Annotated in this window: 11 protein-coding genes and 1 other RNA gene; all 12 read right to left on the bottom strand. The window is 58.1% G+C overall.

The window, feature by feature from the left end; all coding sequences use genetic code 11:
• Positions 1–6: 6 nt before the first annotated feature.
• Positions 7–2,388 carry an McrB family protein gene (locus AB4Z20_RS04440; protein ID WP_442089383.1) on the bottom strand — a complete coding sequence of 794 codons (2,382 nt, stop codon included), beginning with the start codon at positions 2,386–2,388 and terminating at the stop codon, positions 7–9.
• 5 nt (positions 2,389–2,393) lie between these two features.
• A complete protein-coding gene (locus AB4Z20_RS04435) occupies positions 2,394–3,095 on the bottom strand; it encodes a M48 family metallopeptidase (RefSeq protein ID WP_160626260.1) in 702 nt (233 codons plus the stop codon).
• Positions 3,096–3,111: 16 nt separating this feature from the next.
• Positions 3,112–6,429, bottom strand: a complete 3,318-nt coding sequence (locus AB4Z20_RS04430) for a type I restriction endonuclease subunit R (protein ID WP_442089382.1) — start codon at positions 6,427–6,429, stop codon at positions 3,112–3,114.
• Positions 6,429–7,778 (bottom strand): restriction endonuclease subunit S, encoded by a 1,350-nt coding sequence (locus AB4Z20_RS04425; protein WP_442089381.1) that lies wholly within the window; start codon positions 7,776–7,778, stop codon positions 6,429–6,431. Before AB4Z20_RS04425 ends, AB4Z20_RS04430 begins: the two co-directional genes overlap by 1 nt.
• Complete coding sequence (locus tag AB4Z20_RS04420) at positions 7,771–10,272, bottom strand: N-6 DNA methylase (protein WP_442089380.1); 2,502 nt, start codon at positions 10,270–10,272, stop codon at positions 7,771–7,773. The genes AB4Z20_RS04425 and AB4Z20_RS04420 overlap by 8 nt, the downstream gene beginning before the upstream one ends.
• Before the next feature lie 167 nt (positions 10,273–10,439).
• Complete coding sequence (locus AB4Z20_RS04415; RefSeq protein WP_442089379.1) at positions 10,440–11,696, bottom strand: integrase domain-containing protein; 1,257 nt, start codon at positions 11,694–11,696, stop codon at positions 10,440–10,442.
• 187 nt (positions 11,697–11,883) lie between these two features.
• Positions 11,884–12,279: a transfer-messenger RNA gene (ssrA, locus tag AB4Z20_RS04410) on the bottom strand.
• A gap of 94 nt (positions 12,280–12,373) precedes the next feature.
• Positions 12,374–12,652 carry a hypothetical protein gene (locus AB4Z20_RS04405; protein WP_253471540.1) on the bottom strand — a complete coding sequence of 93 codons (279 nt, stop codon included), beginning with the start codon at positions 12,650–12,652 and terminating at the stop codon, positions 12,374–12,376.
• A gap of 127 nt (positions 12,653–12,779) precedes the next feature.
• Entirely contained in the window at positions 12,780–15,590 is a 2,811-nt protein-coding gene (locus AB4Z20_RS04400; protein WP_442089378.1) for an FAD-binding and (Fe-S)-binding domain-containing protein, read from the bottom strand.
• Positions 15,587–16,258: a LutC/YkgG family protein gene (locus AB4Z20_RS04395; protein WP_258690357.1), complete on the bottom strand. Its 672-nt coding sequence runs from the start codon at positions 16,256–16,258 to the stop codon at positions 15,587–15,589. The genes AB4Z20_RS04400 and AB4Z20_RS04395 overlap by 4 nt, the downstream gene beginning before the upstream one ends.
• Entirely contained in the window at positions 16,255–17,712 is a 1,458-nt protein-coding gene (locus AB4Z20_RS04390; RefSeq protein WP_442089377.1) for a LutB/LldF family L-lactate oxidation iron-sulfur protein, read from the bottom strand. The genes AB4Z20_RS04395 and AB4Z20_RS04390 overlap by 4 nt, the downstream gene beginning before the upstream one ends.
• Entirely contained in the window at positions 17,709–18,533 is an 825-nt protein-coding gene (locus AB4Z20_RS04385) for a (Fe-S)-binding protein (RefSeq protein ID WP_063322994.1), read from the bottom strand. The genes AB4Z20_RS04390 and AB4Z20_RS04385 overlap by 4 nt, the downstream gene beginning before the upstream one ends.
• Positions 18,534–18,564 lie beyond the last annotated feature (31 nt).

Below are 18,564 nucleotides of genomic sequence, written 5' to 3'. Positions count from 1 at the left end.
CACGATTCAGGTCGACAACGTGTGGTAGATGCCAATGTAGGCATCCGTATTAGAGAACGCAGCTTCCTGCACAGCGTAATGGCGCTTGGTGGAGTAGCTGTCCATGCCATGGTCGCTGCCGAACAGACGAGCCAAATCGTCCTCCTGATCTTGACCCTCTACAACAAAACGTGCAGCGAGGGATTTCTGGTTGTCCGCCAATACAAGACGGATCTTTTGCCAGTCCTCAAAAAAGTACTCTTCGAGCAGAGGCAGAATGCGGGTGCTGAATACTTGTTGCAATGCTACAAATCGTTCGTCCCCATCAGGCACCTGCGCCAACGGTGTGAAGTACGCATGGCCGATACAATGGTCGCGGTCGTAGAGCACCTCGATGCGCTGGTTTATGGCATCAAGCATGCGAGGCACATCGACCACCTGCTCGCCCAGGCTGACCCGAAGGCCTGCGAGCGGCGCACCTGGCTCATCGCGAGCGTCCGGCATCACCGACACAAACTCGAACCGGCGACGCAGCGCGGTATCCAGCAACGCAAGGGATCGGTCTGCCGTGTTCATTGTGCCGATAATATCGACATTGGCTGGCACCGAAAAACTTTCGCCGGAATACGGCAAAGCCACAGAAACGGCGTTCACAGCCCCTTCGCGTTTATCAGATTCGATCAAGGTGATCAGCTCGCCAAAGATTTTGCTGATGTTGCCTCGGTTGATCTCGTCAATCACCATCGCGAATTTCTGATCCGGTGCCAATCGTGCCTTCCTGCACAGATCCTTGAAGGCCCCCGCGCGGATCTCGTATTGGATTTCACCGGACTCTGCATCGCCATCGAGAACCGGTCGGAGCCCCTCCACGAACTCTTCGTAACCGTAAGATTGGTGGAAGGTGACGAAACTGTAGCGTTTGATGTATTCGGCTGAGGGTGGACCGGCATCGTACTCGTCCACTAGCCTTTTCAGGTCGGCTGCTGCGTCCTCCCAATCCCCAGCAAGTATCCAGGACGAATCCGGTAGTTTGTCGAACACTGCCGGCGCCATCCGTTTGCTCATCTTGACGGTTTTAGATGATTCAATCGTATGGTACTGCAGAGCGCCCCAAACGGTATTTCGCACATTCTTGTTCGCACTCTTCACGGCGGCAATAGCTTTCATGAAAGGGTGATCAAGCAGTGTGTCGACACTCGCTTTTCCCCCCAGATGGTAGAGAGCCGCCGCAGCCGCCTCCCACCAGGTAAGGCCCACTGTTTTTTCGCCCACGAACTGATTTTGCCACTCTTCCTTGGATACGGAAGTCATGGCCTGCTCATACTCTCGCTTAAGCAGCTTCGATAACTCGTAGGTCTTCCCCGTGCCGGGCGGACCGTAGTAGATACGATTAATCGGGAACCTTACGGCATCAGAATCGACCGTTTCGTCTTCGTCGGAATCATCGCCGTGCTCCACTGGATCGTCACGCAGTTGATCTGGCCACAGTCCCGGTCGCTCCGTTTCAAGTACCATCCAGTCGTCGAGTAGGCCACGATCGGCTGAAAGGGCTGCTTCAATCTTCGAGACGAGTTCCTCCGTCAACGGTTCGCGGTGGAGCTTGGGTAGCGCACCCACCTCCCGCGTCCATGAGAGCTTCCGGGTCCGAGTGCCCCGAATGACGCCAAGCACACCGACCGCGCGCTCACTTCCGGGGTTTTTGCGGCCAAAGCGCACTTGGACGCCTTTGTTCATGTGCCACCAGTCCAGACCTGCCATGTGGACAGCCCGCGCTAATCGACAGAACAGCGCCTTGTCTTGTGGCGACCACGAGGCGCGGAAAGTCTGGAATGCGGGTTTACTATCGAAGTGCTTGAGGAGATCCTCGTCGCTCAGTGTCATGCCCAGGTCCAGCTTGGTCACTACCTCGTCGTAGCGCAGCTTGAAGCTGCGGATCGCTTCAATACTCCACGTAATGAGCTGGTCCAGCGATTTTCCCAGACCATCGCCTGCGGGCAGTTTGGTAACAAAGGGGGATGAGTTGTTATAGGTGCCGCGCAGCGTTAGATAGGCTCTTCGCGTCGCATCCGATTCGTCCAGTCCGACGGTATCGATCTTGACCACGAAGCCGTCGTTGGCATCGATGCCTACGGTGTAGGCCAACTCCTTCGGCGCTTCGGGCGAAGGGTAGATTTTTGCCCAATTGTAGCCCGCGAAATTATTGCCTTGGTTGGTAGGGCGTTTGCGAATCTCTAAGCGGCCCACAGGAAACAACTCAGCCTTAAGCTTGTTGGCCCACTCCTCTGTTACCTCATAGGCCTTTTTCAGATCATCGTAGGCGCGGTTTTGCTCGGGGTTTGATTCGTCACGCTTTTGTCCCATCCACTTGTTCAGCAGCTTGAAGTGGTCAGTGGTGAAATATCCCGCCATGGTTCTCAGATCCCTTCGACATCAATTCCGTGTTCAGCCAACCAAGTCTTTCGCTGCGCGAAATCAGGCATGGCGCGCTCCACGCGTAACCAGAACGCGGGAGTGTGGTGCGGCTCGTGCAGGTGAGCCATTTCGTGTACTACCACGTATTCAGCAATACGTGTCGGTAATAGGATCGCCTTCCAGTGGAAGTACAGCCAGTCGCCCTTGCCACAGGAACCCCACCGATAACCCAGGTCTTGCACCTTCACGCCCGCTGGCCGCACCTCCATCCGCGATTGGCAGTCGGCCACGCGGCTCGATAGCCAGGCCTTCGCACGTGTGCTGTACCACCGGATGAAGTGCTCGCGCGCGGTGTGTATGGCGTCATGGCGTATACAGAAGCGGCCACCCGCGAGCTTCAGCGGCACGTTCTGCTCCTCGACCACTTTCAACCGGTGGCTGCGCCCGAGGTATAGGAAACCCTCGCCGCCAACGAATTCCTTGCGCGGAATCTGGCGCTGCAAACGCTCCTTCTCTGCCATCTTGGTGTAGATCCAGAAGCGCTTCTCCAAGACGAACTCGCGCAGCTGAGCTTCGCCAACCTCTGGTGGGGCAGACAGAACCAAGTCACCACTACGTTCTATTGTGATCTCCATCGTTCTGCGACGTGCACTGCGTCGGATGGAGAACAGTAAGTCGTCTACCTGTAGTATTGGTGATCTCATAGAGACGAGCATCGGATTACGCCTGCACCAGCTTGTCGTGGTTGGCGCGGGCCTGTTCTATCAGTTTGTCGGCCAGCACACCGGCTTTATCCGCATCCACCAGAGGAGGACGAAGGCGCATTAGCTGATCGAATAACTGGCCGTTCAGCTCGTCCTGTGCGGCGCGTTTGTGCGGACTCCAGATATTGCGGTTGCTCTGCAGTTCCTGAGCCAGAGATTCGACCAGCTCAACCGTCACATCCTTCAGGCGCAGCAACTCGGCTCCAGTTGGCGTCTGGCCAGCACAAACGACATCAAGGACTGTTCGGAGGAACGGCGCGTAGTGTTCGGGCAAGTCGCTCGGCGTATCGGCACTTCCCACCTTGCCAGTGCGCAACTCGTCGATAATCTTCTGCAGCTGCGAGATCACCTCGTTCCACTTTTCACCTAGTGTTTTGAGAATGTCGTTCAAGTGCTCCGAGAGCTTGCGGTACAGCACCGGGTCTTCATCAGTGTGCTTACGGATATGCGAGCGAATCGCGTGCTCCATCTCGGAAGCCTTGGCGCGGTCGTTTACGGCACGCGCAAGGTGTGTATCGAACTCGGCATCGGACAACTGAATCGGCGGGATCTTTGGATCGATACCCAGCGAGATCACATGGTCGTCAATCAGCTTACGAACCTTGGCACCGACATCCTTGCCCAGAACCGGCGTGTCCTTGTAGCGATTGCGGGCGCGGGCGTGGATGTATGCCAGGCGCTTGGCGTCGCCGGAATAAGGCAACCCTTCCGGTCGCGGCAGCACCGTGTCCAGTGACCCCAAGAAAGCCTTGAGCTTGACAGTGAACTCGGCGCGCAACCTCTCGTTGCCCAATGCCTCAACGCAAGCTTCGGTGTCGTCCAGCGACTCGATACCGTGCTGGCGGAACAGGTCCACCACGCGCAGGTGCCTGTCGCGCAGCACCGGTACTTCGTCCTTCAGGCTAGCCAGTGCGCCGTCCACGTCCTCATCAGCATAGGCTGCCAGCGCCTCTTTCAAATGCTGTGCCACGCCGTAGTAGTCAACCACGATGCCGCAGCGCTTTCCGAAGCCGGTACGGTTGACGCGGGCAATCGCCTGTAGCAACTCCGCCTCGCGAATCGGGCGATCTAGGTACATCACGCCTTCGATCGGCGCATCAAAGCCAGTTAGAAGCATCGACTTTACGACTAGGAAGGCCAGCGGGTCAGTCTTCTCTGGCTTGGCATTGAACAGCGGTTTTTTGAAACGCTTGATCAGTTGCTGATGCGCCGCGCCGTCTGTCCATTGTTTCCACGCAGGGTCGTCGTTGTTGCTGCCCGAAATGATGGGCGCGAATTCAATGCGCGCCAGCGTATCGCGGTACCGCCAGGCCTGCACCACAGCCTGCACGCTCAAAGGACTCTGGCACAAGGCCCCGTCGTCCAGGACCTTGTCTTCTGATGAGAGCGCCTGCGCCTCGGCCAGCAACTCATCGCGGGCTGACCTGAGCGCTTCAAAATAACGAATCGCGGCCAACCGGCTGTAAGCCACTACCTGCGCCTTGTAGCCGTTGGGCAGGATGTTGGTCACGTAGTGACGAATGATGTCGCGGGCCTTGTCGGCGATCAGCGCCGGGGCATCGAAGATGTGGCCTTTGGTTGCGTACTTTTTTTTGATCGCCTCCAGCTCTTCCGGGGAGTGCTGGCGGAACAGGTCTTCAAACAGTTCGTCCAGGCTGGTGCCGTCTTTGATCGCTCCATTGGCCGTGCGGCCCTCGTAGAGCACCGGGACCGTCGCGCCGTCGGCCTCGGCTTCCTTGATGGTGTAGCGGTCAATGAACTCGCCAAAGATCTCATGAGTACGCTTCTTGTCACCCATAATGATTGGCGTGCCGGTAAAGCCGATGCGTACGCAGTTGGGCAGACCCGCCAACAGGTTGGCTTGCAGGTCGCCAGCCTGGGTGCGGTGCGCCTCGTCCACCAGCACAAGGATGCTGTCGTCTTCGTTCAGTACCTCAAACTTTTCGTCAGCCTTGTAGTTGTCGTTGGACTCTTCCACTTTCAGTAAATCGTCCGCTGTCAGCGGCGCATCCCCGGCGCTATCTGGATCACGGTATTTCTGGATCGTGGCAAAGATCAGCCCCGGGCCCTTGCGCCGTGCCAGCGCCTTCACTCCCGCAGTGCTCTCTGCTACGTCTACCATTTCGCCGGTCAGCGTGGCGGTCGCGGATAATTGGCCCTGCAAGTCTTTGCGGTCGGTGACGACGACGACCTTGAAGCGACGTAGTTGCGCGTCTGTGCGCATCTTGCGAATCAGGAACACCATTGTCAGACTTTTGCCGGAACCCTGAGTGTGCCAAATGATACCGCCGCGCTTGTCGTGTTCGCCGTGTTGCAGCCGCGTCTGTCCGGTTTTGAGGCGGGCAATTGCCCTGTTTACTGCCCGGTACTGCTGGTATCGGCATACTGTTTTGATGGTCTGGCCGCCTGTCTGCATGAACAACATGAAGTTCTTCACAACATCCAGTAGATGCGAAGGCGAAAGCAGACCAGCGATCAAACGCTCTTGCTCGGATAGAGCCGCCTTGCCTAGCAGTTGAGCCGCCTCGATCTCGCTACCTGCGCCATTCGGGCCGACCACCGTCTTCCATTGAGCATAGTGCTCGAAGGCTGCACCCACGCAGCCCACGCGTGCCTCGTCAAAGCTGGTGGCCACCAGCAGTTGGTTGGTAGCAAATAGCGCCTCGTTGCCCTCGTTATTGTCCACCTCAAATGCGTCTTGCCGCTGGTTGGAGTAGCGTCGTAGTTGGTCCACTGCCTCGGCCAGCGGCTCAGGGGAGGACGGGCTCTTGCATTCCACCACCACCAGCGGAATACCGTTCACCAGCAGCACCAGGTCGGGCACGATGAAGGCCTTGCCGCTGTTGAAGCCCGGAGGGCAATCGACGCGGTACTGGTTGATCAGCGTGAAGCTGTTGTTGGCAGGGGTATCCCAATCGATGTAGCGAATTGTCTGGCCTCGCCCGCCGTCCCAGCCGAGCAGACCCTCCACGGTCAAGCCTTTGATCAAGAGTCCAGTGGCTTTCTCGTTGGCCTCCATCAGCTTGTGCGTTCCCAGCCGGGTGATGGCCGTCACGGCTTCCGACAATCGCGCATCGTCCAGCCAAGGAGCGCCGTCAGCGCCGGGGTTCAACGCGCGCAGTTGTTCGCGCAGCGACTCTTCCTGAATCACCTCGGCAAAATTGGTTCGACCTGAGACTGCCGGGTTGTCGAGACTTCCTTGGTTATAGGTCCAACCGAGCGCCTGCAACTGGGCCACGAACGGTTTTTCGACGTCATCGAGTTCCCAGCCCATTAGGCGCTCCCTTCCTGGTGAACGGTTTCGGCCAGCAGTGGTGTGGCGCGGACGCGGCCGGTGAGAAGGTCGTCAGCGAGACCGGACTTCAAAACTACAAACTTCTGTAGTTCGCCAATCTCACACCGAATACGTGATTCAAGCGATCGCATTCGATCCGCAATGAAATGCTGCTCGTCAAAAGTAGGGAGGGGGATTTCAAAGTCTCTAACTTCAGAGACGTTGAGGTGTGGGTTTGTTGTCCCAGATGTCAGCGATGCGATTCGATCTTTCACAGCTCCAGAGTAGATTTGAGCAAGTAAGTAATCTGCGACCAACCTGCCATTCTTTGGCCTTAACAACATCACCCGTTGACCGAGACAAATCCTCATCTCAGAAGGAACGACAAATGCTTCGCCCACTGGCGCCTCGCGAGTGAAGATCAGATCGCCTGGTTGTGGCTCCAACCTCGCGATTCGGTCGAGGTACTGGAGTTCAGAAACACGAGAAGCCAGCGATTCGAGAAAGCCACCCTCCTTAATGTGCATCGTTCTAGCTACGAGAACTCCTTGGTCCTGGAAATGTGGGGTTGTATGGGGACAATCGACTACATCAGAGCATGCTTTGGCAATAGTCTCGACATCCCACTCCTTTGGTATCCACCCCAGCGGCGACTCCTTGTAAAGATGCGGCGCTTCGCCTTGGGGCGGGCGCACGTCGCCATTTGCGTCGATGCCGCGTGTTAGTAGGTCGTACAGCAGACCTTGTTTGACTGCCTTGAGCTTTGTAATGATCGCTTTGGTTTCGTGAATGGCAGTGTCTAGGGTGTCCAGGACTTCGGTGATCAGACGCTTCTCATCCGGACTGGGCGATGGCACCTCGATGCCGGCGAATTCGGAGCCGGAGATCTCTAGGAACGTAGTGCCCGATGCGCGCCGAACAAGTTCTGGTTGCACCTTTTCGAAGAGATGAAAGTAGAAGTCTGAGTCGGCCGCTTGTTTGAAGGCAATTGATTTAAAACCCTGGTTCGTGGCCATAGGCACGCCATTGATCGCACGAGCGCCGAGGGTCGCACGGGTCGTCACCATCAGCGAACCGGGCGGGAGTATGTTGGCACCGCTTCCTGCCAGTCCAGATGCACTAATGTGCTCATCGGTGTCGTATAAGAACTTCACTGCGATCTTGCTTATTTCACCCGGAGTGACCCATGGATTGGTCCCTCGCCAAAAAGAGGGAACATCGCGGGACGGCGTACCGCCGCCAACTACTGTGCCAAGTTGTCGAATCTCCTTGCGCTCCCAGTCCTCCGGAAGACTTTGAAGAAAGCGCTGGTATCTGTGCGTCGGCTGCTTTGCTGTTTTTTCAGACATACCGCAACCCCTTCAAGAACCCCTGCAGCGCCTTTGCGGCTTCATCACGATTGGCTTCGATTTCGGTCAACGTCACGCGATACTTGTCCCACCAGTTTTCAAACGAGGCCACGATCTGCTTGCGTTGCGCGGCCATGTAGCCCTCAACGATGGCCTTCATATCATTGTGCATGATGGTCAGTAGCAGGTCGTCGGCGGCTTCCGGTGTTAGCCCCTCAACGGCGGCACCGATATGCTCCTTGAAGCTGTTGCTCTTGGCTTTGAGTTGCTTCTTGACTGCGGTGAGCTCCTTCTTCCAGGCTTTGAGCTGGGCATCGTCCACCGTGTTTTCTGCGCTGGCATCTTCCTCCGCAGCTTCGGTTACTTCGCCATCTTCTCCTTCAGCATCTTTAGGGCTAGCGGCCTTGATCTGGCTGTCCAGCTCGGCCTTTTTGGCCTCCAGTTCGGTGATGGCCTCGACGAAATCACCCATCAGAAACTTAACCAGCTTGTGCTCCAGTGGGCTTTCTTTGCTGGCCTTATCTTCCAGCGCGGTGACGATGCTAGTACGCCAGGCGTCGGCCACGCCCTTGGAACCGCGCGCCATCAGGGTGAGGAAGTCGTACTTTGTCTGGTACCAAAAACCGGCAACGATGCCGCGCACTTGGAAGGGGTCGAGCAGGCCGATGGCCTCCAGGCTTTGGCTGAAGCTGGCCAGCAGGTCGTTGCGCAGGGCGACGAGGCTGGCGGCGTTGTCCATTTGCCCAGAGAGTGCCGTGATGCGGGCGCTGTGGTCTTGCCACCATTGCTCGAAAGCGGCGCGGATGGCCGCTTCCTTGGCAACCAGGCCTGCGTTGTTTTCGATTGTCGGTTTGAGAGCCTGTCGTTTGTCGAGCTCAGACGCGAAGTCGAGATACTTGGCTTCACGCTCCACCAGCAGGTCCATCGGATTCAGTCCGTGGGCGCTGAACAATCCGGCTTTGTCGGCTACCTCGGCCTTTGGGATGCCGCCGACCAAATGGGCGCGCACGTCATGCGGCTCGGGCGGCGGGGAATTGTCGGCATAGCGGCGAATGTTGAGGCTATAGTCGTTCGCCTTAAGTGTGGTGTTGTCGACAATGGCCGAGAAACCGTCGATGGCACGAAACTCGTCGAAGGTGGTGACTATCTTTTCGATGTGCTCCGGCAGCAGGTAGTTCTGTGCCCGGCCTTCGAAGAGTTCGCGGTCGGCATTAATGAACAATACCTTGCCTCGGCGCTCGGCGGGTTTGCCGCTGACGCGGTTGGCACCTTTCTGCACCCGCTGGCGCAGTACCAGAATACAGGCAGGAATACCGGTGCCGTAGAACAGATTGGGGGCGACGCCGATGACGGCTTCGAGCAAGTCGTCCTCAATGATGCCTTTTCTGATGGTTCTTTCCTCACCACCCCGGAACAGTACGCCGTGGGGCAGAACAGTGGCCACCATGCCACCGTCGCTCGTGACGGCCAGCATGTGTTGCAGGAACATCATGTCGGCCTTCTTGGCACCCAGCGGCACCTGGCCATAGGAGAAGCGCTCGGCTTCAAACTTGGGCTTCCAGGCGGGCTTGCCGTCAGCATCCTTTTCGGTATTGCCCCACTGGATGGAAAACGGCGGATTGGTGAGGACGCGGTCGAAGTGCTTCAACTCGCCACCCTCAACGTGCTGGGGCTCGGCTAAGGTGTCCTCGTTTTGTAGATCGGCGTTGCTGATGCCGTGCAGCAGCATGTTCATCTTGGCGATGGACCACACTGTGCCGTTGAATTCCTGGCCGAACAGGTTCGCCTTGCGGCCATCTTCTCCATGCTCGTCGATGTATTCCTTTGCAGCGATCAGCATGCCGCCGGACCCACAGCAGGGGTCGTAGATGTCGTGCTTGAGCTCGGGTTTGATGAGTCGCACCATCATCCGCACCACCGAGCGCGGCGTATAGAACTCGCCACCTTTTTTGCCCGCCGAATCGGCGAATTCGCCAATTAGGTATTCGTAAGCAGCACCCAGCAAGTCAGGGAACTCGAAGTCTTCGTTGCGCAGGCGGAACACACCAAAGTGTGTGATGAGCTGGCGCAGCTTGATGTCGGAGATCTTGCTCTGGCCGACCTTGCGCGTGAAGTCTATATGCTCGAGTACGTCGTACAGACTGGTATTAGCTGTCTCGATACCGGTCAGCGCCTTATTCAGGAAGTCGCCCACGTTCTGGTGTGCATCATTCAGTAAAAAATCGTAGCGCGACTGCGGCGGCACCCAGAACGAGCCCTCTATTTTGTACCAGCGCGAGATCTCGGAAGAGACCTGCGCCTGAACCTTGCTTTTACCACCTTCCATTTCAAGGCGAATCACTTCCTCGCGACGTTGCTCAAACATATCCGAGCAACGCTTGAGGAACAGCATCCCGAAGATGTATTCCTTGAATTCTGAGGCGTCCATCTTGCCGCGCAGAATGTCAGCGGCCTTAAACAGGTGGCGCTCTAGTTGGGGGAGGGTCAGAGGCATTGGTCGATATCCAGACAGGTCGTTGCTAGCCATCACACTGAGGCCATTTTCAGGTCGACAGTGTATTCGCAAAGGCAATTGCAATTCATGCCTAAACGAGACCTTGAGAAAAGTCACCTATTTCTCTGATGCGTAATTTTTCGGCCATCTGCGAGTAGGGTGAGCCCTTAGCGTATCGGCACGACGTTGGAGTCCTTGATTTGATTGATCGCAGATGCCGACAGGCTACCCGTTGCGGCCTTCTGAATATGCTCACTCCACCAGGCCATCATCGGGCGTCTTCGCTCAATGTAGTCCGCACGGTTATAGGCGCTTCGAACTTCATCCTTGTCGACATGTGCCAGGGCGACTTCGATCAGTTCGGGATCCCAGCCATGCTCATTCAGGATGGTGCTGGCCATGGAGCGCATGCCGTGGCTGACCAAGCGGTCCTGGAAGCCCATGCGTTTCAACGCCATGTTGGCGGTTTGGCTGTTGGCATGGGTACGCGGATTTCTATCTGCTGGGAACACGTATTCCCTGTGGCCGCTGTGGGGCTTGAGCGCCTCCAGTAACGCGAGTGCCTGTTCGGTCAGCGGGATGGTATGCGGACGACGCTTTTTCATGCGCTCCGGGGGGATGGTCCAGATACGTCTGTCGAAGTCGATGTCTGCCCATCGTGTGGTTGCCGCTTCGGCAGGACGGGTCATGGTGTGCAATTGCCATTCGATCAGGCAGCGGGTCGTTCTTTTGATGGCGGCGTTGGCAATTTCCAGCATGAGTTCCGGAAGCTCATCAGGTGGTAGGGCGGCCATATTCTCTTTCTTGGGCTTTTTGAAGACCGCTCGAATACCGCTGAGGGGGTTGGCAAAGATCAGTCCCGAATTTACACCGTAGGTCATGATCTCGTTGAGCCTTTGGCTCAACCGTTTCACAGTCTCGAGACTGCCTTTCGCCTCGATTGGCCGAAGCAGTCCGATGATCATCGGTGCGGTAATTTTCGAAAGCGGCGTTGTTTTCAGGTCCGGAAATACATGCAGTGTGAGCGACCGCCAAATGTCCTCGGCGTACGCTGCGGTGACGGAGTCCTTCTTCAGCTCAAACCAAGCGGTAGCGACGTTCTCAAATGTGTGTTCTGTCTCCGCTCGTTTGGCTTCGTTCTGAATGTTGCGTTGCACCTTGGGATCTATGCCTTGTGCAAGTAGCTCACGTGCTTCAATGACTTTCTTTCGAGCGTTCGCCAACGAGAGCTCTGGATAAGTGCCCAGTCCCATGTTGATACGGTTCTTGGTTATCGGGTCGCGATAGTTGAAGTTCCACAGCATCGAGCCATTGCTCCTGACTCGGAGCTGAAGACCGTCACCATCGCTGAGGACGTAATCCTTGTCTTTTGCCTTGACTGCCTTGAGCAGGCGGTCGGAAAGGCGAAGGGCTGGAGCAGGCATGAGAGCTACCTCTGACACCGTTTTGGTATTCCAAAAAATAGCACCGGATGGCTTGGAATACCATTTGGAATACCCAAACGGCTGGAACTCAAAAAACCTCTCCAGCGCCAAGTAGCGCTTAAACCCTTGATTTCACTGGATTTTAGGCACAAAAAAAGACGTCCGTGGACGTCTTTAGATGATGAAGTGGTGGAGCCGGGGGGATTTGAACCCCCGTCCGCCAGTACTCCGCTGTCGGTACTACATGCGTAGCCGTGTCTATTAAGTTAACCCTCAGCGACCCGACGGGCAGGGTGCTTTGGGCGAGTTGTGTAAGTTTTAGCCGATTCGTCCACAACGTACTGCACGGCGATTCCGTTCTATATGACAATCACTTTGGGTTTACGGACATCCCCTAATGATTGCTGGACCCGAAGGTACCAGAAGCTCAGGTCTAAGGCTGCTTACGCAGCGATAGCGAATTCCTGGCCGTAGTTTTCGTCATTGGCAACTATAGAAGTTGCAACAGTGGATTTACGAGTTCTGTTACCAACTCGGCATGCACCTAAAGTTTCGCAACCGGCGTCGAATCCTAAACGGCCCCGAGCCTGACGCTTCGTGGATCTACTGAAGCGGCAAGCATCTGCAGTGTACGCCAATCCGCGTCTGAGGCCAACCCGAAGGTTGGCCCTCAGCGGTCAGGAGCTTTTACCGTCTTTGCTGACCTTCTGGATCTCCTGGATGGTCTGGGTGGTCTCGGAGATGCATTTCTCGGTGCCTTCCTTGGTGTTCATGGCTTGATGGGCCTTGGCTTGCTGGATGCTGGCCTCGACTTTAGCTTCGATATCCGAGCCCTGATACTGGGTCTTCGCGTTCTCGATGGTTTTCAGGTTGGTATCACAGAGATCGGCGGCAAACGAAGACGACGCCAGCATGGAGGCAGTGACGAACAGACCTAGCAGTACAGAGCGTTTCATGTGTCTCTCCTTGAACTGAGGGCCCAGGCATCGCTGGCCATCAGGACGGCTACCAGTTTTTGGAAGGTCCCGCGTTTGCGGGACTTGATCAGTGGACTGTGCCGGTGCGCCAGGGTTCTATTTTTCTTCAGGTCGCCCTGGCCTGGGTCACTCGATCAACCAGGTAGACCAGCCCGTGGTAGTCAATTGCGCCGTGTTGTGTAAGACCGATCTCACAGGTGCGGCTGGTGGAAATCCCTTCGCTGCAATGCTGTACCGCGTCCTTCAGTGAGCGCAGCGAGTGGGCGTTCAGCTCTGGTGTGGAGAAGCCCTTGTCGCCGGCGAAACCGCAACAATGGATGCCTTCCGGGATGACCACGTTTTTACTGCACTGGCGCGCCAGTTCGATCAACGCCTGGCCTTCGCCAAGGTGCTGCGTGCTGCACGTGACATGCACCGCGATGGGCGCCTCCTGGGGAGTGAAATCGAGACGATCCATCAGATGGGTGCGGATGAAGCGCACTGGGTCATACAGATCCAGGCGCACGTCGCCAAGGTCCTGGACCAGCCGCAATGTGCAGGGGCTGGTGTCACAGTAGATAGGGTCGAGCCCGCCGCGACTGGCGTGCAGCAAGGCGCCGATCAGTTCCTGGCGCTTGTGCTCGGCCTGTTCCGTGTAGCCTTTGGACGCAAAGGGTTGGCCGCAGCAGAGGCTGTCCACGTTGTCTGGAAAGACCACCTGATAACCGGCCTTTTCCAGCAGGCCGCGGGTCTTGTCGTACAGCGACATCTGCTCCTTGTCCGGTGCCGCCGGGCCCATGACCCGCGACACGCACGCCGCCAGGTACACGACTCTCGGACGTGCGTCCGACACGGCGGGGCTGAAACGGATCGCCTTTTCCGGTTGGGGCATGGCGTTGGTCCACTGTGGGACCTGGCCCTTGGACAGGCGCGTCAATGAGGCCGACAGTTTCGCCAGGCGGGGCGCGCCCAGCAGCATGCGCGCACCGTTGGCGACGTGCAGGGCGAAGCGTGCGCCTTGCAATGTGGTGGCGAAATTTCCTTCAATCCAGTTGGCGGTTTTCGTCTTCGTTGCGTCACGGCTGCGCAGTTTTTTCACCAGCTCGCCGGTATTGATGCCTACCGGGCAACGTTGTGCACACAGGCCCGTGGCGGCGCAGGTATCGATGCCCTGGTATTGGTAGGCACGTTCCAGTTCGGTGGTGTCCGTGCCGGCGCGTTTTTTGGCTTGGATATCCCGCCAGATCACGATGCGCTGGCGCGGGCTCAAGGTCAGGTCCTTGGACGGGCACACCGGCTCGCAAAAACCGCACTCGATGCACTTATCCACAATCTCATCGGCGGCCGGCAGCGGTTTAAGGTGCTTGAGGTGGATTTGCGGGTCTTCGCTGAGCACCACGTCCGGGTTGAGGATGCCGTTGGGATCGAGCAGGCGTTTGAGCTGCCACATCAACTGATAGGCGTCACTGCCCCATTCCAGCTCGACGAACGGCGCCATGTTGCGCCCGGTGCCGTGTTCGGCTTTCAGCGAACCGCCGAATTCCACCGCCACCAACTGCGCCACGTCATCCATGAACGCCTGGTAGCGTGCGACTTCTTCAGGGTTGTTGAAGCCTTGGGTGAAGACGAAGTGCAGATTGCCTTCCAGCGCGTGTCCGAAAAGGATCGCTTCGTCGTAGTGATGTTTGTCGAACAGCTCGATCAGGCGGTTCACGCCAATGGCCAGTTGTTCCACCGGAAAGGTCACGTCTTCGATGATCACCGTGGTCCCGGTTTTGCGTACCGCACCCACGGCCGGGAAGGTGTCTTTGCGGATCGCCCAGAGCCGGGCGTTTTCCCGTGGGTCTTCGGTAAAGTCGACCTGTTTTTCCACTGGGAAGCCAGCCAGGGAGGCCATGATCCGGGCCAGTTGTTCTTGCAGTAAAGACGAGGAAGCGGCGCGGGATTCGATGAGCAAGGCGCAGGCATTGATCGACAGATGCTGTACGAAATCCGGCATGCCCGGTTTGTCCTGCACCGAGCGCAGGCTGCGGCGGTCAAGCAGCTCCACGGCCGAGACTGGTTGGCTTTTCAGCACGGTGACGGCGTTGCAGCAGGTCTCCACATCGGGGAAGACGATCAGGGCCGAGGCTTTGTTCGGGTGGTCGATAACGGTGTTGTAGGTCACCGCGCTGATGAAACCGAGGGTGCCTTCGGAGCCGACCAGCAGGTGGCTCAAGATATCCACAGGCTCGTCAAAATCCACCAGGGCATTGAGTGACAGGCCAGTGGTATTTTTCAGACGGTATTTATGCCGGATTCGCGCAGCCAGTTCAGTGTTGGCGCGGGTCTCGCGGCCCAGAGTCGCCAGGCGTCCCAGCAGTTCGCCATGGCTCGTACGAAAAGCCGCCACGCTGCTGTCGTCTTCGGTGTCCAGACGCGTGCCGTCGGCCAGCACCAGGCGGATGCCGGCCAGGGTGTGATAGGTGTTCTGCGCCGTGCCGCAGCACATGCCGCTGGCGTTGTTGGCGACGATGCCGCCGATTTTGCAGGCGTTGATCGACGCCGGATCTGGGCCGATCTTGCGCCCGAACGGCGCCAGCCAGGCGTTGGCCTGGGCGCCGATCACGCCGGGCTGCAAACGGATCTGCATGCCCTGTTCACGAATCTCGCGCCCGTTCCAGTTATCCCCCAGCACAATCAGCACCGAGTCGCTGATGGCTTGCCCGGACAGGCTGGTGCCGGCGGCGCGGAACGTGACTGGAACCTGGTCGCGCTGGGCCAGTTTCAGCAGGGCAATCACTTCATCTTCGGATTCGACGCGTACCACCAGTTTCGGAATCAGTCGATAGAAACTGGCGTCGGTGCCGAAGGCCAAGGTCGACAGCGGATCGTCGAAACGGCGTTTCTGCGGGATCAGTTGTTGAACGTCGTGTAGGAAAGAGGCCGGAAGGGTCATTGGTCCTCCAGAATCAAAACCACCAGATCCTTCGGGCCATGGGCGCCATAGGCCAGGATTTGCTCGATGTCGGCGGTTTTCGACGGGCCCGATACCAGCAGGGCGTTGGTGGGCATGCCTTGGGCCCACTCGAATTCCTGCTGCACTTCATAGAAGTTGTCACGGATCTCGCTGGCCTTGAGCAGGGCGAAATGCACCGGTGGCACCAGGCTCATCAGCCGTGGTTCTTCACGGGTTGGCCAGAGAATCAGGCTGCCGGTGGCGGCGATGGCGCCGAGGGTCCCGGTGAGGCTGGCGGGGGTGTCGTTGAACAACTCGGCTTTCCACTCTTCTACTGGGCGGTCGTAGGCCTTGAGGGTTGGCAGGTCCGGATGGTTCGCCCAGAACTGTGTGATTTTTTGCCCGTGCGCGGTGGTCGGGGCGATGAGCAGGCTCGGCAATTGACGGTCGCGCAGCAATTGCGCGAGCAGGGCCGGCCAGCCTTCATCGGACGTCAGGTGGATTTCGGTGTGCACCGCTTCCATCAATTTGCGCAGTTGCGGGATGCGTTCCTCGGGCGCATAGCGGTAGGTCTGCGTCACTAGCTCGACGTCGAAGTTGTCGGCAACGGGCGTGGCGCCGGTCAGGCTTTTACGCAGCTTGGCGAGGATATTGTCCTTGGCGCTCATCGGCGGTCTCCCTGCTGGTTCAGGTGTTCGCGAGCCAGGTCATGCAATGAGCGGGCGGCGGGTTTGGGGGCGCTGTGGTTCTGGGTCCATGGGCCGATGTTGTTGGGCGTCAGGGCGCGCAGGCGCGTGGCGAGGAACCCGAACAGCCGATACAACCGTGGCGAACTGTTGAGCCGAGCCCAGGCATTCCAGATGAAGCGTTCCTTGGGCGAATATTTGCTGCCCTGGCCGCGCATCACCTGATGGGGGCTGTCCGGCGCCTTGACGTTTTCTTCCCGCAGCCGCCGCAGCAAAGCCGGGATCGGAATCTTCACCGGACACACTTCACCGCAGGCACCGCACAGCGAAGAGGCACTCGGGTGGTCCGGCACCTTGGCCAGGCCGACCATGTGCGGCGTGATGATTTTTCCGATAGGTCCCGGGTAAACCTCGCCGTAGGCATGACCGCCGATTCGGGTATAGACCGGGCAATGATTCATACAGGCGCCGCAGCGAATGCAGTTCAGCGTCTGGCGCAGTTCGCTGTCGGCAAACGCCTGGCTGCGACCATTGTCGAGCAGGACCAGGTGGACTTCCTGGGGGCCGTCCAATTCGTCAGCCTTGCGCGGGCCGGAGATCATGTTGACGTAGGTGGTGATGGGCTGGCCGAGGGCCGAGCGGGTCAGCAGCGACAGCAGCGGCACGACGTCGCGCAGGTTCTCGACGACTTTTTCGATGCCGGTCACGGCAATGTGCACCGGCGGCACGGTGGTGGACATCCGCCCGTTGCCTTCGTTTTCCACCAGCAGCAGCGTGCCGGTTTCAGCGACGGCGAAGTTGACACCGGAGACGCCGATGTCGGCCTCGAAGAATTTCTGCCGCAATACCTTGCGACCGATCTGAATGAGTTGGTCAACGTCCTTGGTGTACTCCACGCCGAGTTTGTCGTGGAACAAGGACGCGACCTGACCGGCATTCTTGTGGATCGCCGGCATAATGATGTGTGAAGGCTTCTCGTGGTCGAGCTGGACGATGTATTCCCCCATGTCGGACTCAAGACATTCAATGTCCCGAGCCTCGAGGAAATGGTTCATCTCCATCTCTTCGCTGACCATCGATTTGCCCTTGATCACTTGCCGCGCCTCGTGAGCGCGGATGATCGAGAGGACGATGCCGTTGGCTTCGTCCACCGTTTCCGCCCAGTGCATGTTCACACCGTTGCGGATCAGGTTGCTTTCAAGTTGCTCGAGCAGGTCGGGCAGCTTCGATAACGCACGGGCGCGGACGGCATTGCCCAGCACGCGCAGGTGTTCTCTTTCGTGGGCATCGCTGAAGGACGTTGCCCGCTTGGTCATCAGTGAATCCATCGCGCTGCGAAAGTTGTTTCGCAGTTGCGTGTCGTCCAGGGCCTTGTGGGCTCGGGCGCGAAAATCTTCCTGCACCTCAACGGTCGGAATCAGCGTCGGCGTGCTCATGCGACACCTCCGCTACGCTGCCAGAGGAAGCTCGCCAGGTGCTGGCCGCGTAACGCCTCCTGCTGTTTTTCCAGTGCGCCGTTGATGTTCATCAGGCAGCCACAATCGGCACTGATGACCTTGTGCGCGCCGGACTCCTTCAGCGCTCGGGTCTTGTCGGCCACCATCGCGCCGGAAATATCCGGCATGCGAACGCTGAACGTCCCACCAAAGCCACAGCATTCACTTTCGTGGCTGTGTTCAACTCGTTCCACATTGCGCAACTGCGCCAATAACGCGCGGCCGTGCAGGTGGGTGTTCATTTCACGCCGTGCCGAGCAGGACGTATGCAGCGCGACTTTCACTGGTTCGCCGCTGTCGTTCAACTGCACCTTGCAGACGAACAGCAGGAATTCAGCCAGTTCATAGGTCCGGGCCGCCAGGGCCTGGACCTGTTTGAGCGTGTCGGGCTCATCCTTGAACAGATCGGCGTAATGCTCGCGCAGCATGCCGGCGCAGGAGCCCGAGGGCACGACCACCGGATAATCTTCGGCAAACAGGGCCAACTGCGCCCGTGCCACCGTCCGCGCCTGCTCGGTGTAGCCCGAGGTGTAGGCCGGTTGGCCGCAGCAGCTTTGCCCTTGCGGGTAGTCCACCCGGATTCCTTCGCGCTCCAGCAGATGAATCGCATCCATCCCGGCTTCGGGATAGAACAGGTCCACCACGCAAGTGCCGAACAGGTAGACCCTTTGCGGTTTCTCGCTGGGGTACTGCCGAGGCTCAGGCAATGGCGGGGCGACACGGGTCGCGTTCGGCACGGCGTTGTAAAAAAGCTCGCTCATCAGGCGTGTCTCCGGGTGGTCCCGGTTATCC

Source organism: Pseudomonas sp. KB_12 (assembly GCF_052114545.1).
In the GTDB taxonomy this organism is placed as follows: Bacteria; Pseudomonadota; Gammaproteobacteria; order Pseudomonadales; family Pseudomonadaceae; genus Aquipseudomonas; species Aquipseudomonas brassicacearum.
The sequence above is the reverse complement of the archived record's forward strand: the minus strand, read 5'-3'. Positions and strand labels throughout refer to the sequence as shown.

What these genes read in the sequence shown, in the direction of transcription:
- AB4Z20_RS04405 (WP_253471540.1), bottom strand. Translation starts at nt 12,652, where the DNA reads ATGAAACGCTCTGTACTGCTAGGTCTGTTCGTCACTGCCTCCATGCTG.
- AB4Z20_RS04425 (WP_442089381.1), bottom strand. Translation starts at nt 7,778, where the DNA reads ATGTCTGAAAAAACAGCAAAGCAGCCGACGCACAGATACCAGCGCTTT.
- AB4Z20_RS04390 (WP_442089377.1), bottom strand. Translation starts at nt 17,712, where the DNA reads ATGAGCACGCCGACGCTGATTCCGACCGTTGAGGTGCAGGAAGATTTT.
- AB4Z20_RS04440 (WP_442089383.1), bottom strand. Translation starts at nt 2,388, where the DNA reads ATGGCGGGATATTTCACCACTGACCACTTCAAGCTGCTGAACAAGTGG.
- AB4Z20_RS04400 (WP_442089378.1), bottom strand. Translation starts at nt 15,590, where the DNA reads ATGACCCTTCCGGCCTCTTTCCTACACGACGTTCAACAACTGATCCCG.
- AB4Z20_RS04420 (WP_442089380.1), bottom strand. Translation starts at nt 10,272, where the DNA reads ATGCCTCTGACCCTCCCCCAACTAGAGCGCCACCTGTTTAAGGCCGCT.
- AB4Z20_RS04385 (WP_063322994.1), bottom strand. Translation starts at nt 18,533, where the DNA reads ATGAGCGAGCTTTTTTACAACGCCGTGCCGAACGCGACCCGTGTCGCC.
- AB4Z20_RS04395 (WP_258690357.1), bottom strand. Translation starts at nt 16,258, where the DNA reads ATGAGCGCCAAGGACAATATCCTCGCCAAGCTGCGTAAAAGCCTGACC.
- AB4Z20_RS04435 (WP_160626260.1), bottom strand. Translation starts at nt 3,095, where the DNA reads ATGAGATCACCAATACTACAGGTAGACGACTTACTGTTCTCCATCCGA.
- AB4Z20_RS04430 (WP_442089382.1), bottom strand. Translation starts at nt 6,429, where the DNA reads ATGGGCTGGGAACTCGATGACGTCGAAAAACCGTTCGTGGCCCAGTTG.
- AB4Z20_RS04415 (WP_442089379.1), bottom strand. Translation starts at nt 11,696, where the DNA reads ATGCCTGCTCCAGCCCTTCGCCTTTCCGACCGCCTGCTCAAGGCAGTC.